Below are 13,878 nucleotides of genomic sequence, written 5' to 3' on the forward strand. Positions count from 1 at the left end.
GTGGCGGCCGGGTAGCAGGACCGGCCAGAATGGCAGGCGTGGGTCAGCTGCACGTCTCGTTCGTCTGTACCGGCAACATCTGCCGCTCTCCGATGGCGGAAAAGATCTTCGCGTCGCACCTGTACCGGGCCGGACTGGCCAATCGGGTACGGGTCAGCAGCGCGGGCACCGGTTCGTGGCACGTCGGCGCCGACGCCGACCCGCGCACCAGCGCGACCCTGCGCAAGTACGGATACCCGACCGGCCACATCGCCGCCGTGTTCGGCGCCGCGCACAGCGACGCCGACCTGGTGATCGCCTTGGACCGCTCGCACCGGCGCGACCTGGCACGCCTGGGCATCCCGGCCGAGCGGCTGCGGTTGCTGCGCGCCTTCGACCCGGACGCCGACGGTGAGGACGTCGCCGATCCCTACTACGGCGACGCGGCCGACTTCGAACTCGTGCGCGCTCAGATCGAGGCGGCGGTGCCCGGTCTGCTCGACTGGGTGCGCGCCGAACTGGCCGCCGCCGAGCCGCCCGATCCGCGCCTAGTCGCCGACGAGCGATCCTGATGCGCAGGCTCGCCTTCCTGCTGCGCCCCAGCTGGCTGATCCTGGCGGTGCTCGTCGCCGCGTTCGCCTACCTGTGCTTCACCGTGCTCGCGCCGTGGCAACTCGGCAAGAACACGGCCACCTCGCACCGCAACCAGCTGATCGCCGACTCGGTGAAGGCCGAGCCCGTCGACGTCACCGCCGTGCTGTCCGAGACCGGAAGCGGCACGCCCACCGAGTGGCGGCGCGTCACCGCCTCCGGCAGTTATGTACCGGACTCCACCGTGCTGGTGCGGCTGCGCCACCTCGACGGTGCTCCCGGATACGCGGCGCTCGCCACGTTCCGGTTGGACGACGGCCGCGTGCTGCTCGTGGACCGCGGGCTGGTGTCGGCGGTCGACGGCACGCGCCCGCCGCGGATCCCCGAGCCGCCCGCCGGTCCGCAGCGCATCGAGGCCCGCGTCCGGATGTCCGAGGGCGTCACGCCCGGCAAGGACCCGAGCGTCCAGGACGGCTACCGCCAGGTGTACTCCATCGACACCACCCAGGAGTCGACGGTGCTGAACCAGACCCTGACCGCCCTCCCGACCGGCGACCGCGGCGGCTACCTGCAGCTGAGCGAGAACCAACCGGGCGCCTTCACCCCCACCCCCCTGCCCCGACTCGAGGCGGGGCCCTACCTGTCCTACGGCCTTCAATGGCTCGCCTTCGGCATCATGGCTCCCCTGGGCCTCGGCTACTTCGTCTACGCCGAGATCCGGGAACGAAGGAAGGAAAAGGCCGCGGCACAGCCACCCCGCGCGGCATCCCCCGCCGAACCAGCCCGCTCCGAGCCGATTCCCGCGACCACGCCGAGCCCGCCCGCCGCACCGACCACCCAGGCGCGCCTCGCCGACCGTTACGGCCGCGGCCGCGGTTGATTCCGGCCCGGCGGATGCTCGCCGCGAGCCGTCCTCTGCACGGAGGACCACCGGAGGATGCCCGACGCGGCGGGGGGACTTCGCACGCGGGCCGAGCGGCAGCCGGTGCTCCTCACCGTGCCGGAGCAGGCACTGTTCGAAGCCCCGAGTCGACATCGCGCCATCCCAGGTCGACGCGCCGATACCGACGGTCTGCGGAATGCGGGTACGTGATCGGCGGCCCGCCGATCACGTACCACCCGCAAATGTTCCGGCTCGAGGTGGTGCCGCCCGCCGAGGTACCCGCGCGAAACCGCTCAGCGCTTGGTCGCCGCCACGGCGGCGGCCAACAGGGCGGCGGTGAGTTGCACGGCCTCGGATAGACGAACTGCCCGGCGCAGGTCGTGCACGGTGGGGGCCGGACCGTCGCCGAGGACGGGTCGCAGTTCGACGCCGTGCGGATACTGCGTGCGGCCACCCAGCCGGACGCCGAGCGCCCCGGCCATCGATGCTTCCACCACCCCCGCGTTGGGACTGGGGTGCCCGGCGGCGTCCCTGCGCCAGGCGTCGAGAGCCGCCGCGGGCCGCCCGCCGATCATGGGGGCGAGCGCGGCGGTGAGCAAACCGGTGAGGCGAGCCGGGATCAGGTTGGCCACGTCGTCGACGCGCGCGGCCGCCCAGCCGAAACGCCGGTAGCGCTCGTTGCGGTAGCCGATCATCGCGTCGAGCGTGTTGACCGCGCGATAGCCGAGCAAACCCGGGACGCCCGCCACGGCGCCCCAGAGCACCGGGGCCACAGCCGCGTCGGAGGTGTTCTCGGCGATGGACTCCAGGGCCGCGCGGGCGAGTCCGTTCGCGTCGAGCGCCTGCGGATCGCGACCGCACAGCGAGGGCAGCAGCGCGCGAGCGCCGTCGAGGTCGCCGTCCGCCAACCGGTCGGCCATCGCATGACCGGTCCGGGCCAAACTGCGTCCACCCAGGACGGTCCAGGTCGCGACCGCGGTCGACACCACCCCGCCGCGCCGTGCGGCCACGCCGAGTCCGACCACCGCGCCGACGGCGAGCGCCTCGTGCACCAGTCCCGCCGCGCGCCGGTCGGCATAGGTCACCGACTCCAGAGCCGCCACCGCCGAACCGAATCCGGCCACCGGGTGCCACCGGCGCGGATCGCCGAACGACCGGTCGAGCGCGAATCCGAGCAGCAACCCGATCGCGGTGGAAGTCCCCTTCTGCACCCGGCGAGGTTATCGGGTGGGCGACCGGCGCCGCGCACACGGCTCGTCCCCTACGGCCGTGTCACACTCTGTTCCCCTGCGTCGTCGTCCTGGTGATGCACCATAGACTCGCCCCCGCAGGGGCCGAACGACGAACGGGCGAACAGAAGTGACCTCCGAACAGCCTTCCCGCGAGCCCCTCGACCAAGCCGAGCTGGCCCGGCAGTTCGAGGAGCACCGGCCGTATCTGCGCAGGCTCGCCTACAGCACCTTGGGCAGCCTCAGCGACGCCGACGACGTGGTGCAGGAGGCGTGGTTGCGGTTGCAGCGCCAGTACGAGGCGGGCGCCGCGGGCGAGATCGACAACCTGCGCGCCTGGCTGTCCACCGTGACCGGCCGCCTCGCCCTCGACCACCTCGGCTCCGCGCGCATCCGCCGCGAACAGTACGTCGGCGAATGGCTGCCGGAGCCGGAGGTGACCACCTGGGAAGACCCCGCCGACCGGATCACCCAGGACGAGCGGGTCACCACCGCGCTGCTGGTGGTGCTCGAGTCCCTGTCGCCGGCCGAGCGCACCGCGTTCGTGCTCCAGGACGTCTTCGGCATGAGCGGGCCGGAGGTCGCCGACGTGGTCGGTCGCACTCCGGCCGCCGTCCGTCAGCTCGCCTCCCGGGCCCGCAAGCACGTCGAGAACGGCACGCCGCGCTTCCCGGCCTCGCCCGACGAGCAGAAGAAGGTGGTGTCGGCCTTCGCGCTGGCCTGGCGTTCCGGCGATCTCAGCGCGCTGCTGGGCGTGCTCGACTCGAACGTGAGCCTCACCGCCGACGGCGGCGGCAAGGTGCCCGCGATCCGGCAGCCGGTGCACGGCGCCGAACTGGTGGCCAAGCTGCTGCTCGGTTGGTACCACGCGCCGTCCGCAGCGGGCGCCTGGGGCCGCGCGGTGCTGGTCAACGGCCAGCCCGGGCTGGTGGTCTTCGACGGCACCCACACGGGCGTCTTCTCCTTCACCGTCGACGACGGCCATATCGTGGCGATCGACGTGGTCCGCAACCCGGACAAGCTGCGCGACCTGCCCACCAGCGGCGAGCCGGACTGGTACCTCGGCGAGGGCCGGGCCGAGCAGGAGTAGTCAGCCCGCGACGCCGAGCGGCCTCGAATACCCGTGCGCGGCCGCGACTTCGGCCGAGAGCAGCCGCCCGGCGTCCGCGGTGAGCCCGTGCGCGAGATCGGGGTGCGCGGCGCACGCCTCTTTCCAGCCCAGAGCGGCGATCGCGCGCACATAGGGCAGGGTCGCGTTGGTCAGCGCGATCGTCGAGGTGTGCGGCACCGCTCCCGGCATGTTGGCCACGCAGTAGAACAGCGCGTCCGCTACCCGGAAGGTGGGGTCCGCGTGCGTCGTCGGGTGCGCGGAGGCGAAGCAGCCGCCCTGGTCGATGGAGATGTCCACCAGCACCGCGCCGGGACGCATGCCCGCGACGAGGTCGTCGGTGACCAGTCTCGGCGCGCGCGCACCGGGGACCAGCACCGCGCCGATCACCAGGTCGGCCGACAGCACCGCGCGCCGGATCTCCGCGGCGTTCGACGCGACGGTGATCACCCGCCCGGCGAAGCGTGCGTCGAGTTCGCGCAATCGGTGCAGGTTGGTGTCGAGCACGCTGACGCGGGCGCCCATGCCCACCGCGACCGCGGCCGCGTTCGAGCCCGCGACGCCGCCGCCGAGCACCACCACCTCCGCCGGACGCACGCCGGGGACGCCGCCGGGCAGCAGTCCGGCGCCGCCCAGCGGCGCCATCAGGTGGTACGCGCCGACCTGGGCGCCGAGTTTGCCCGCGATCTCGCTCATCGGGGCCAGCAGCGGCAGCGATCCGTCGGCGGCACGGACCATCTCGTAGGCGATCGCGGTGATCCCCGAGCGCAGCACGGCGTCGGTGCATTCGCGCGACGCGGCCAGGTGCAGGAAGGTGAACAGCACCTGCCCGCGACGCAGCCGCGGATACTCCTGCGCGATCGGCTCCTTCACCTTCAGCACCAGTTCGGCTTCCCGCCACACCTGGTCGGCGTCCGGGACCAGACGCGCCCCCGCCGCGGCGAACTCGGCATCGGGAAACCCCGATCCGACGCCCGCGCCGGCCTGCACCAGCACGTCGTGTCCCTGGCCCGCCAGTTCCCCGGCGCCCGCCGGAGTCAGGGCTACCCGGAACTCCTGCTCCTTGACCTCCCGTGGTACTCCGATCCTCATACCGCCATCGTGGCCCCGCCACCGTGCCCGCGCCACGAGCGACGCGCCGGTCGCGCACGCCGACCACCCGGGGCCCGCCCTTCGCGCCGGTTTCTCGGCACGTTGCTCAGCTGAGCGACCGCGCGGGCGTCATACGGTGGCCGCCCGCCCCAAGGGCGGTATGCGCAGTTGGTCGGCGCGACCGGCGTAGCGGAACGCTCGGCCCAGATAGTCGAGCGTCTCGCTGAAGTGGGCCCAGCCTTCGCCGTGCACCGCCACGATCACGGCGTCGCCGAGCACTTCGGCGGCCAGCAGGGCGGTGCGCGCGTTCAAGGTGACGTCGGCCTCGATGAAGCGGCCGACGTTCGCGGCGCCGACGTTGAGCACGGCGATGTCGATCCGGCCGATCCGTTCGACGATGCGCCGCACCACGTCGACGGAGGCGTTGTCCCCCGAGACGTACACCGTCGGTTCTCCCTCGGCCCGCAGCACGAACCCGGTGACGATTCCGGTGATCGGTTCGCAGCCCTCCGGGCCGTGCAGGGCGGGCACGCCGGTCACCTGCACCCCGTGCACCGTCACGGTCTCCCAGTTCTCCAGGCCGCGTACACCCTCGATCCTGGTCGCCGCGCCCGGCGTGGACAGCACGGTCGGCACGGTGCCCAGGAATTCGCGGCCGGAGTTGTCCAGGTTGTCGGCGTGTTCGTCGTGCGAGAGCAGCACGACGTCCACCGGGCCGACCTCTTGCGGCGACACCGCGGGTCCGACGAGTTTGTGCAGCGTGACGGGCCCGGGGTAGTCGCCGGGCTCGTCGAAGGTGGGATCGGTCAGCCACGTGCGGCCGGCGTAGCGGAACCGCAGTGTCGGGCCGCCGACGTGCAGGACTTCCAGGGTGGTGCGTTCGATCGTGTCGCTCATGCCGTTGATCTTGTCCGGCGCGCGCGCCGACCGACAGTGGCCCGTGAGCCGCTCATCGTTAAGATCGGGCCATGCGCACCGTAGCCGTCTTCGCCTACGACGGGATCAGTCCATTCCACCTGTCGGTACCCAGCCTCGTTTTCGGGCGGATAGGGGTGGACGGGTCCGGGCCGTATCGAGTCGACGTGTGCGCCGAGCAACCTGGAAGCCTCACTACGCCCGCCGGATTCGACATCGATGTCCGGCACGGCCTCGATACGCTGACCCGCGCCGACACGGTCGTGATCCCGAGCTGGCGAGCCGGCATGCCGCTGTCGGGCGACCTGCGCGCCGCGCTGCACACCGCCCACGCGGGCGGCGCGCGGATCGTCGGGCTGTGCCTCGGCTCCTGGGCGGTGGCCGCCAGCGGGCTGGCCGACGGACGTGAGGTCACCACGCACTGGGCCGCCGCCGCCGAACTGGCCCGCGCGTTTCCCGCGGTCCGCGTCCGCGCCGACACGCTGTGGTCGGACCTGGGCGACGTGGTGACATCGGCCGGCGTGGCCGCGGCACTGGACTGCTGCCTGCACCTGGTCCGCGGCGATCTGGGCAGCAAAGCCGCCACCGAGCTGGCCAGGGCGCTGGTCACCGCACCGCACCGCAGCGGCTCACAGGCGCAGTACATCCCGGTCGCGGTACCCGACGCCGCCCAGGACGATCCGATCGAACGCGCCATGGTCTGGGCGCGGACCCATCTCGGCGACCCGATCGACCTGGACGGCTGGGCCAGGGTCGCACTCATGTCGCGGCGCACCTTCACCCGCCGCTTCCGCGACCGCACCGGCAGCAGCCCGCAGCAGTGGTTGCTGCTGCAGCGCACCGACCGGGCGCGGCTGTTGCTCGAGTCCACCGCCGACAGCGTGGAACGCATCGCCGCCGACACCGGCTTCGGCACAGCGGTGAGCCTGCGCCACCACTTCCACCGCATTCTCGGCACCAGCCCGGCCGCCCATCGCACCAGCTTCCAGGGGCGCGGCTGAGCGGCCACCGCGCCTCGCCGCGGGCTGCGGACGCTCACCCGGACGCGCCCGTTATGTTCATGAACATGCGGATTCAGCTGGGCGAGCATGCGCCGGAGATCGATGAGAGCGCGTGGATCGCGCCGAACGCCACCGTGATCGGCCGGGTGCGGCTCGGTGCCGAGGTCAGCGTCTGGTACAGCGCGGTGCTGCGCGCCGACCTGGAGACGATCACGGTCGGCGCGCGCAGCAATATCCAGGACGGCTGCGTGCTGCACGCCGACCCGGGCTTCCCGCTTGCCGTCGGAGCCGGGGTGTCGGTGGGCCACAACGCGATCCTGCACGGGTGCACGATCGGCGACGACGTACTGGTCGGCATGGGCGCCACCATCCTCAACGGGGCCGTCGTCGGATCGGGCAGCCTGATCGCGGCCAACGCGCTCATCCCGGAGGGCGCGAAGATCCCGCCCGGCTCGCTCGTGGCGGGCGTGCCCGGCAAGGTGCGCCGGGAACTCCGCGCCGAGGAACAAGATCGCATTCGCCTGAATGCGACTGTCTACCTAGCAAATACAACTCAACATCGCACGGGAAATGCGGTGTGAAACGGAACACACTGGTCAGGTGTCCAGCAGAAATCGCTGATAGCATTCTGCCAGCGTGCCCGGCGACCCGGGCTCTCCTGTCGACACGGTAGTCGTGCGACTTGTAGCGCAGTGGTGAACCCACCCGGGTCGATGGGTGGGCGAGCGTGCAGGCAGGAGGTAACACGGTGTCGTACGTGCAGTCGGGCGTGCACCGGCCCATGGGCCGGATCAGCGTCGCCGACATCGCGGCCCAACCCGGCGGAGTCGAGGCACTCCAGCGCCGGGTTCATGAATTGCGTTCGCGCGGTGTGGATTTCGCCGCGAATGCGATCGAGAAGGAAATGGCCGAGCTGGATCTGCCGCGCCAATGACTTCGACGCCACGGTCACCGCGGTTCATGATGCCGCGGTGACCGTGGCGAGTCCGGCCGTGGTGTGCTGATCCAGCGCCATCAGCGCGGCCCGTACCCGCACCCGTTGCCAACCCCCGTCGAGACGGCGCAAGCGCACCGTCCCCTCGGTACGATGCCGCGCCAGGTCGCGCGACATGGCCTGCGCGGTGACCAGATCGTCCGGATGGATCTGCGGTCTCGGCTGCCAGGGAAGGTCCTCCCAGGCGATCTCCGGCATGGGCGCGCCGATCCACCGGATCAGCCGCAACGAGCGCAGATTGACGATCGCGCGGTATTCGCCCGGCTCGGTGGCGGCTTCCAGCACCGCGTACTCCAGGATCGCCGGTGGCGGGGCCGCGGAGACCGTGGTGGCGGCGCCGATGTCCTGGGTCACGCCGCGCAGCAGCACGTGCCGTACGCCGGCGTCGTCCGGCTCGGCGACGATCCGGCAGGCGAAGTGGCCGGCCCGCAGAGCGTTGTCGTCGCGCCGGATGGTCCAGACCGCCTGGTGCTCGGTGCCCGGCGCCGAGTTGACGATCTTGGCCAGCGCCTCGCTCTCGTCACGGTTGGTGACCAGCCGGGTGAACGCGCCGGCGATGGCCAGCTCGGCGGCGCGGTCGCGCGGCGCGACGCCGTACAGGTCCAGCAGGTCGTCGCTGCGCACCGAGCGGTTGGTCGTGAGATCGAAGTACCACGCGCCCATCGGGTCCGCGGCGGCGACCGGCTCCGGCGCCGGGCCCACCCACAGCCGCACGGCATGCGCCTGCCGCGGCGCGATGAGCAGCGGCTCGGCCCGCACCGTGCGCCTGCCGTCGTCCGATGCCCGCGCGACCGGCGCACCGGTGGCGCAGGCCTGCCGCAGCGCCGCCCGCGCGTCGGCCAGCGACAGCGGATTGCGCACGATGTTGGTCAGCGGCACGAACGACTTCGGCGTGGACCCCACGGCGATCACCTGCCCCGGCGAACCCGAAAAACACTCGAGCAGAATCCACTTCGTCACCGCTCGCGCCTCGGCGTGCCGTCCCGATGCGGCGCGGCGGTCATCCACCATAACGTGAGATACGTTCGGCCAGTTGTCATTTCGTCATCCCCATCCGTGACCGCGTACCCTGCGCGCGGTCACGAACGGAATACCATGTCCAGCACCTTCTCGTGGTACGACCCGGCGATTCTTGTGACCAGGTCCACAACGACGGCGTCCAGTCCCACCAGGACCTTGGCCTCGCCGCGCGCCGCCCCGCGCAGAATGGTCCGCGCCGCCGCGGCCGGACGGGTGCGCGCCACGTGCCCTTCGAATCGGCGCACCACCTGCGCCGCGTCGACACCCGGCGCGACACTCGCCGAGCGGGCGATCCCGGTGAGCACGCCGCCGGGATACACGCCGGTGACCCGCACGTTGCCGCCCGCCGCCCGCATGTCCTGGCGCAGCGAGTCGGTGAAGCCGCGCACCGCGAACTTCGCCGCGTTGTACGGCGCGTGCCGTGCCACCGCCACCAATCCGAAGGCCGAGGACATGTTCACGACATGCGCGCGCTCGGCGGCCAGCAGATGCGGCAGGAACGCCTTGGTTCCGTTGACCACACCCCAGAAATCGACGGCCATCACCCGTTCGAAGTCGCTGAACGGTGACTCCAGCACGCTGCCGACATGCAGTATGCCCGCGTTGTTGAACAGCGCCTCGACCCGCCCGAACCGCGCGACGGTCCGCTCCGCGTACTCGAACACGGCCGCGCGGTCGGTGACGTCCACCGTGCTCACCTCGGGCTCCCGGCCCGCGGCGGCGCACAACACGCCCGTCTCGGCGACGGCATCCGCCGACTTGTCCGACAGCGCCAGCCACGCCCCCGCACGAGCCGACGCCACGGCCAATTCCCGGCCGATCCCCGAGCCCGCACCGGTGATCGCCACGACGCGATCCGCGAAATACCCCATGGCCCAACCCCTTTCCGCACCGGCCGGTGGTGCGGCCGGACACCGTCCACAGGCTAGTCAGCCAAACCTGGACACGCGACCTATTGTCCGAGGGCGGCGCGGTTCGGCAATGCCCGATCACGCCGTGCGGAACCGATGAAATAATGGACGTCCCGCCCGCACCCGTCGCGATGCCGCGTCTACCGGCCACGGGCCGGCCACCGCCGCCGAAACCACTGGAGATCCGATGCCAACCGTCTCACCCATACTGCAGCGCATTCTGGAGAAGCCGGTCGCCGACGGGGAAAAGCTCCTGGAAAGCGCGCTCTCGGCATTCCTCGACTTCGGCATCAAACGAACCAGCATGGGCGAGATCGCCCGCCGCGCGGGAATCAGCCCGGCCACGCTGTACCGGCGCTACGAATCGAAGAACGACCTCGTCGAGGCGGTCAGCGTCCGGGAGGCGCAACGCTTCGTCGCCGCCATCGACAAGCAGGTGCACGCCGTCTCCGGCACCGACGACCAGCTGGTCGAGATCTTCGTCGCGTTCATCCGCGCCATCGCGGGCAACGAACTGCTGCGCAGGCTGCTGCGCACCGAACCCGACCTGATCCTGCCCCGCCTCACCACCGAAGCCGGACCGATACTCGCCGTCGGCCGGGACTACCTGGCCGAGAAACTGCGTGGACTACGGGATGCCCGTGGCACGCACGACTTCGACGCCGATCTGGTCGCCGAGATCATGGCCCGGCTCGCGCTCTCGCTCGCCCTCACCCCCGACGGCCTGATCCCGGTCAGCGACCAGAGCGCCGCGCGCGAGTTCGCCCGCCGCACCCTGCTGCCGATGGTCGGGGTCCGGGTGAGCGCGTAACCGCACGCCGAACGCGGCGGCCACCCGCTCGTCCAGTTCCGCCTGTGCCGCCGGGTCCGGCGCCCGGCCCCGCACGAACTCGCGCACCAAGTCGATCACCTCCGCCGACCGGGCGGACGCCGGATCGGGCACCGGCAGCCGCGACACGTACTGGGTGATCCAGCGCCGCCTGCCCGAGTACAACCGGTTGCCGCAGACCGCGTCGTAGAACCGCAGCCCCAGCTCCGAATTGGCCACGCCCATCAACAGGTACGCCAAGCGCGTCGCCTCGGCGGGCACCTCCGACAGATCGGGCAGCGAGATCCAGTAGCAGTCGCCGTTGACCACCGCGCCCGAGCTGTCGAGCGCGAAACGCGGACGGTCGCTGATGTCCGGGAACACCAGTTTCGGCTCGCGCCACAAGTGCGGGCGCTGCGGAACCCAGATCTCGTACCAGGGTCGACCGCTCTCGACGACGTAGCGTCGCCCGGCCAGCGTCTCCCGATGCGACAGCAGATACGCGGCGGCGCCGGGGAACTCGGTCAGGTCTATCGGCGTCCGGCGCGAACGGGCCAGGTCGTAGGGATACAGCACGCGAACGTCGCGCACGCGGACCGCCCGCCACGGCGCGAGGTCGTGGTGGGTGATCAGGTCGAGCAGCAATTCCGATTCCGGGCGCGGTTGCGCTTCGGCCCAGCGATCGGAGATGAACACGTGGTCGGCGGTCGTCTTGATGCCGACCCGGATACGTGCCAGGTCACCGAAATTGCGCCAGGTCGCCGCCGCTACCTTCGTCAACCAGGCATCGACCGCGTCGTGCGACATCCGCCACGCGACATCCGGTTCGTGGGACACGTCCCGGCGATTCGCTTTCCTCCCGGGTGTCGCCGTGCGGCCGGTCGAACTCTCGCCGCCCCGAATTCCGGAATCGTCCCTGGGCGTCGCCGTCACCAACTCGCCGACCTCCACGGCGAAGGTCCGGCCGTTGAACTCGACAATCGAGCCGTCCGAGTCGGCAAGCGCCTCGAAAAGCGTCTTCTCACCAGGCGTCGCACCGCTGACCTGGTAGGCGGAGACATAGCGGCAGCCGTCGCCGTAGCTCCCGCGCCGCGCGATGGTGATCGCAGGCAGGACAGCGGCGGTGAAGAGTTTGGTGTCCCCCAGGTCGTACAGCTCGACCGGCGCCAGGTCGGTCAGCAGCAGCCGCCGGATGTTCGCGCCCGCCTTCGTGGTCAGGAAGCGGTTGGCGCACAACAACCCCAGCACGCCCCCGTCGGCCAGCAACCGAGGCAGCGTCGCGACGAATGGATGGGTCAGGTCGATCCGGCCGCGCAGGCCGAAGCGCTTGCTCAGCAACTGCGCGGTCGATCCGCCCAATTGCTGGGTGCGCACGTACGGCGGGTTGGTGATCACCGCGTCGAACGAGGCGTCCGCGAGCCGGGATTCGACCGCGAGGAAGTCGGCTCGGTGCCAGCGCGCGGCGATCCCTTCCGCACCGGCGCGTTCGCGGGCGACCGCGAGCGCTCGGGCATCGAGGTCGTAGCCGGTCAGCGCCAGCCGGGTGCCCGGGAATCGCGCCGCGATCTCGTGATGCACCGCGAGCAGCAACTCGCCGTCACCACAGGCCGGATCGAGCACGCGCAGGACGCCCGCGTCCGAGGGCGCGACCTGGCGTAACAGCCGCTGTGCGAGGAACCGGGCCAGCACCGGGGGCGTGTAATGCCTGCCGTGCCGTTTGCGGTCCCGCGCGGCGGGGGCTTCGGACGCCATATCGGGATTCTGCCTCGTCCCGCCGCGCCGATTGCCGCAACGCGGACAACCGGATCGCACGGCTGCGCGCGTCGCGCTCGACGCGCCCGCCCTCGGCGACCGTGCGGCCGCCCGGCTTTCGCGTCGCAGTGTTCGATGCTAGCTTTGGTCTCGAAATAGGACTGATAAGGAGGCGGGGGAATGACAGTGACGACCGACGACTTCACGGCGCTGACCCGGGTGCTCGACGAACGGTGGACCTGCAGGCAGTTCCGCTCCCAGCCCGTCGAGCGCGACACCATCCGCGCCCTCTTGCGGCTGGCCCAGCGGACCCCGTCGTGGTGCAACACCCAACCGTGGCAGGTCGTGGTGACGGAGGGCGCGGGCACCGATCGCTTCCGGAAGGAGCTGGTCGAGCACATCGCGACCGCCACGCCCGCACCGGATTTCGAGTTCCCCGGCCGATACACCGGGGTGTACCGCGACCGCAGGCGCGAATGCGGGAAGCAACTCTACGACAGCGTCGGCATCGTCAAAGGCGACCACGAGAAGACCATGCGACAGGCCGTGCGGAACTTCGAACTCTTCGACGCGCCGCACGTGGCGATCGTGACCAGCGAGGCGGATCTGGGCGTCTACGGGGCGGTCGACTGCGGCCTCTACATCGGCAGTTTCCTCTTGGGCGCACAGAGCCTCGGTCTCGGCGCGGCGCCGCAGGCCGCGCTGGCCTCGTACTCCCCCTTCATCCGGGAGTACTTCGGTATTCCGGAACATCGCAAGGTCGTGGCCGGGATCTCGTTCGGATACCCGGACCTCGACCATCCCGTCAACGGCTTCCGCACCACCCGGGCCGAGCCCGAGGAAGTCGCCACCTGGTTCGCCGACTGATCACCGCGCGACCGCGCCCAGCGTGGTCGCCCGCACGGCGTTCGCCGCCGCGACGATTTCTAGCGCGTGCTGTTCGCGGTCACGTCGGCGCCGGTGACGTTCAGCAAGCCCGGCCCCGGCTCCGGGGTGACCTCGCGGGCGGTGAGTTCGCTTCCGCACGTATCGCATTCGAGTTTGACGTGCGCCTCGCCCGCGCACTCGCGGTGGCTGTAGCGCACCGGAGGCCCTTCGGGCGCCATGTAGGCATCGCCCCAATCACGGATGGCCAGCAGGATCGGGTAGATGTCGTGGCCTTTGGGCGTGAGGCGGTATTCCTCGTGCGCGCCCACGGCAGCCTTCTGCTTGACCAGGATGCCGTTGTTGATCAGCCGGTCCAACCGATCCTGCAACCTGCTGCGCGAGATGCCCAGCGTGCTCTGAAAAGCGTTGAACCGCCGGATGCCGGAGAAGCAAGACTTGAGGATGAGCAGAGTCCAGCGATCACCGAAGATCACGAGGGGGCGCGTGATCGAGCACGGCACGTCGGCCAGTTCTTCGTAGCGCACCTCCCGATGCTACCGACCACTCCCCCGAGCCCGCCCCGGGAAAGCTCACGATCCCGTCCGTTTCGGACGAGGACACCCCACCACTGAATCGACTCAGCCACTCGACCGGGCGAAGCGGCACCCGTGGTCAGCGCTGCCCGATGCCGGGCCGTTCCGCGAGGGCCGGAAACGCGAAGCGGGCCC

The 13,878-nt window shown here is 71.0% G+C and carries 14 protein-coding genes and 1 pseudogene; 8 read left to right on the forward strand and 7 right to left on the reverse strand.

Annotation, left to right across the window (positions count from 1 at the left end):
- The first annotated feature begins 29 nt into the window (after window positions 1-29).
- Entirely contained in the window at window positions 30-551 is a 522-nt protein-coding gene (locus tag LTT66_RS03250; protein ID WP_195065282.1) for a low molecular weight protein-tyrosine-phosphatase, read from the forward strand.
- On the forward strand, window positions 551-1,450 hold the full coding sequence (locus LTT66_RS03255; RefSeq protein WP_233063664.1) for an SURF1 family cytochrome oxidase biogenesis protein: 900 nt from the start codon (window positions 551-553) through the stop codon (window positions 1,448-1,450). The genes LTT66_RS03250 and LTT66_RS03255 overlap by 1 nt, the downstream gene beginning before the upstream one ends.
- A gap of 296 nt (window positions 1,451-1,746) precedes the next feature.
- Here LTT66_RS03255 and LTT66_RS03260 read toward each other — a convergent pair whose 3' ends face one another.
- Window positions 1,747-2,664, reverse strand: a complete 918-nt coding sequence (locus LTT66_RS03260; protein ID WP_233063666.1) for a cobalamin biosynthesis protein — start codon at window positions 2,662-2,664, stop codon at window positions 1,747-1,749.
- Between the two features lie 148 nt (window positions 2,665-2,812).
- Here LTT66_RS03260 and sigJ point away from each other — a divergent pair, with 148 nt between their 5' ends.
- Window positions 2,813-3,772, forward strand: coding sequence for an RNA polymerase sigma factor SigJ (gene sigJ / locus LTT66_RS03265; RefSeq protein ID WP_233063670.1), 960 nt, complete (start codon window positions 2,813-2,815; stop codon window positions 3,770-3,772).
- Here sigJ and ald read toward each other — a convergent pair whose 3' ends face one another.
- Both ald and LTT66_RS03275 read right to left on the reverse strand, forming a co-directional pair.
- On the reverse strand, window positions 3,773-4,882 hold the full coding sequence (gene ald / locus LTT66_RS03270; protein ID WP_233063672.1) for an alanine dehydrogenase: 1,110 nt from the start codon (window positions 4,880-4,882) through the stop codon (window positions 3,773-3,775). It abuts the gene before it with no gap.
- 129 nt (window positions 4,883-5,011) lie between these two features.
- Entirely contained in the window at window positions 5,012-5,779 is a 768-nt protein-coding gene (locus tag LTT66_RS03275) for an MBL fold metallo-hydrolase (protein WP_233063675.1), read from the reverse strand.
- A 71-nt stretch (window positions 5,780-5,850) separates the two neighbouring features.
- On the opposite strand from LTT66_RS03275, the gene LTT66_RS03280 reads away from it, so the two are divergent.
- From LTT66_RS03280 to LTT66_RS03290, 3 genes are all read left to right on the forward strand, one after another.
- Window positions 5,851-6,798, forward strand: coding sequence for a GlxA family transcriptional regulator (locus LTT66_RS03280; protein ID WP_233063677.1), 948 nt, complete (start codon window positions 5,851-5,853; stop codon window positions 6,796-6,798).
- A gap of 65 nt (window positions 6,799-6,863) precedes the next feature.
- Window positions 6,864-7,379: a gamma carbonic anhydrase family protein gene (locus LTT66_RS03285; protein ID WP_233063679.1), complete on the forward strand. Its 516-nt coding sequence runs from the start codon at window positions 6,864-6,866 to the stop codon at window positions 7,377-7,379.
- A gap of 167 nt (window positions 7,380-7,546) precedes the next feature.
- The gene (locus LTT66_RS03290) at window positions 7,547-7,732 is read left to right on the forward strand and encodes a hypothetical protein (RefSeq protein WP_043688967.1); all 186 of its coding nucleotides are present in this window, start codon (window positions 7,547-7,549) and stop codon (window positions 7,730-7,732) included.
- Window positions 7,733-7,756: 24 nt separating this feature from the next.
- On the opposite strand, the gene LTT66_RS03295 is transcribed toward LTT66_RS03290, so the two are convergent.
- Both LTT66_RS03295 and LTT66_RS03300 read right to left on the reverse strand, forming a co-directional pair.
- On the reverse strand, window positions 7,757-8,752 hold the full coding sequence (locus tag LTT66_RS03295) for a GAF domain-containing protein (RefSeq protein WP_233063681.1): 996 nt from the start codon (window positions 8,750-8,752) through the stop codon (window positions 7,757-7,759).
- A gap of 119 nt (window positions 8,753-8,871) precedes the next feature.
- The gene (locus LTT66_RS03300; protein WP_233063683.1) at window positions 8,872-9,684 is read right to left on the reverse strand and encodes an SDR family NAD(P)-dependent oxidoreductase; all 813 of its coding nucleotides are present in this window, start codon (window positions 9,682-9,684) and stop codon (window positions 8,872-8,874) included.
- Window positions 9,685-10,027: 343 nt separating this feature from the next.
- On the opposite strand from LTT66_RS03300, the pseudogene LTT66_RS37330 reads away from it, so the two are divergent.
- A pseudogene (locus tag LTT66_RS37330) lies at window positions 10,028-10,387 on the forward strand (TetR/AcrR family transcriptional regulator); the annotation flags it as partial.
- On the opposite strand, the gene LTT66_RS37335 reads toward LTT66_RS37330, so the two are convergent.
- Window positions 10,352-12,283: an Eco57I restriction-modification methylase domain-containing protein gene (locus tag LTT66_RS37335; RefSeq protein ID WP_408638739.1), complete on the reverse strand. Its 1,932-nt coding sequence runs from the start codon at window positions 12,281-12,283 to the stop codon at window positions 10,352-10,354. The pseudogene LTT66_RS37330 and the gene LTT66_RS37335 overlap by 36 nt on opposite strands.
- A 180-nt stretch (window positions 12,284-12,463) precedes the next feature.
- On the opposite strand from LTT66_RS37335, the gene LTT66_RS03315 reads away from it, so the two are divergent.
- Complete coding sequence (locus tag LTT66_RS03315; protein ID WP_233063685.1) at window positions 12,464-13,150, forward strand: nitroreductase; 687 nt, start codon at window positions 12,464-12,466, stop codon at window positions 13,148-13,150.
- Between the two features lie 59 nt (window positions 13,151-13,209).
- Here LTT66_RS03315 and LTT66_RS03320 read toward each other — a convergent pair whose 3' ends face one another.
- Window positions 13,210-13,695: a winged helix-turn-helix transcriptional regulator gene (locus tag LTT66_RS03320; protein ID WP_233063688.1), complete on the reverse strand. Its 486-nt coding sequence runs from the start codon at window positions 13,693-13,695 to the stop codon at window positions 13,210-13,212.
- Window positions 13,696-13,878: the final 183 nt, after the last annotated feature.

Origin of the sequence: Nocardia gipuzkoensis (assembly GCF_021183645.1) — a bacterium.
Lineage (GTDB): Bacteria > Actinomycetota > Actinomycetes > Mycobacteriales > Mycobacteriaceae > Nocardia > Nocardia abscessus.

Bases quoted from the DNA above. Each gene is read 5' to 3' on its own strand.
- LTT66_RS03250 (WP_195065282.1), top strand. From the start codon at position 30: ATGGCAGGCGTGGGTCAGCTGCACGTCTCGTTCGTCTGTACCGGCAAC.
- LTT66_RS03255 (WP_233063664.1), top strand. From the start codon at position 551: ATGCGCAGGCTCGCCTTCCTGCTGCGCCCCAGCTGGCTGATCCTGGCG.
- ald (WP_233063672.1), bottom strand. From the start codon at position 4,882: ATGAGGATCGGAGTACCACGGGAGGTCAAGGAGCAGGAGTTCCGGGTA.
- LTT66_RS03275 (WP_233063675.1), bottom strand. From the start codon at position 5,779: ATGAGCGACACGATCGAACGCACCACCCTGGAAGTCCTGCACGTCGGC.
- LTT66_RS03280 (WP_233063677.1), top strand. From the start codon at position 5,851: ATGCGCACCGTAGCCGTCTTCGCCTACGACGGGATCAGTCCATTCCAC.
- LTT66_RS03285 (WP_233063679.1), top strand. From the start codon at position 6,864: ATGCGGATTCAGCTGGGCGAGCATGCGCCGGAGATCGATGAGAGCGCG.
- LTT66_RS03300 (WP_233063683.1), bottom strand. From the start codon at position 9,684: ATGGGGTATTTCGCGGATCGCGTCGTGGCGATCACCGGTGCGGGCTCG.
- LTT66_RS37335 (WP_408638739.1), bottom strand. From the start codon at position 12,283: ATGGCGTCCGAAGCCCCCGCCGCGCGGGACCGCAAACGGCACGGCAGG.
- LTT66_RS03315 (WP_233063685.1), top strand. From the start codon at position 12,464: ATGACAGTGACGACCGACGACTTCACGGCGCTGACCCGGGTGCTCGAC.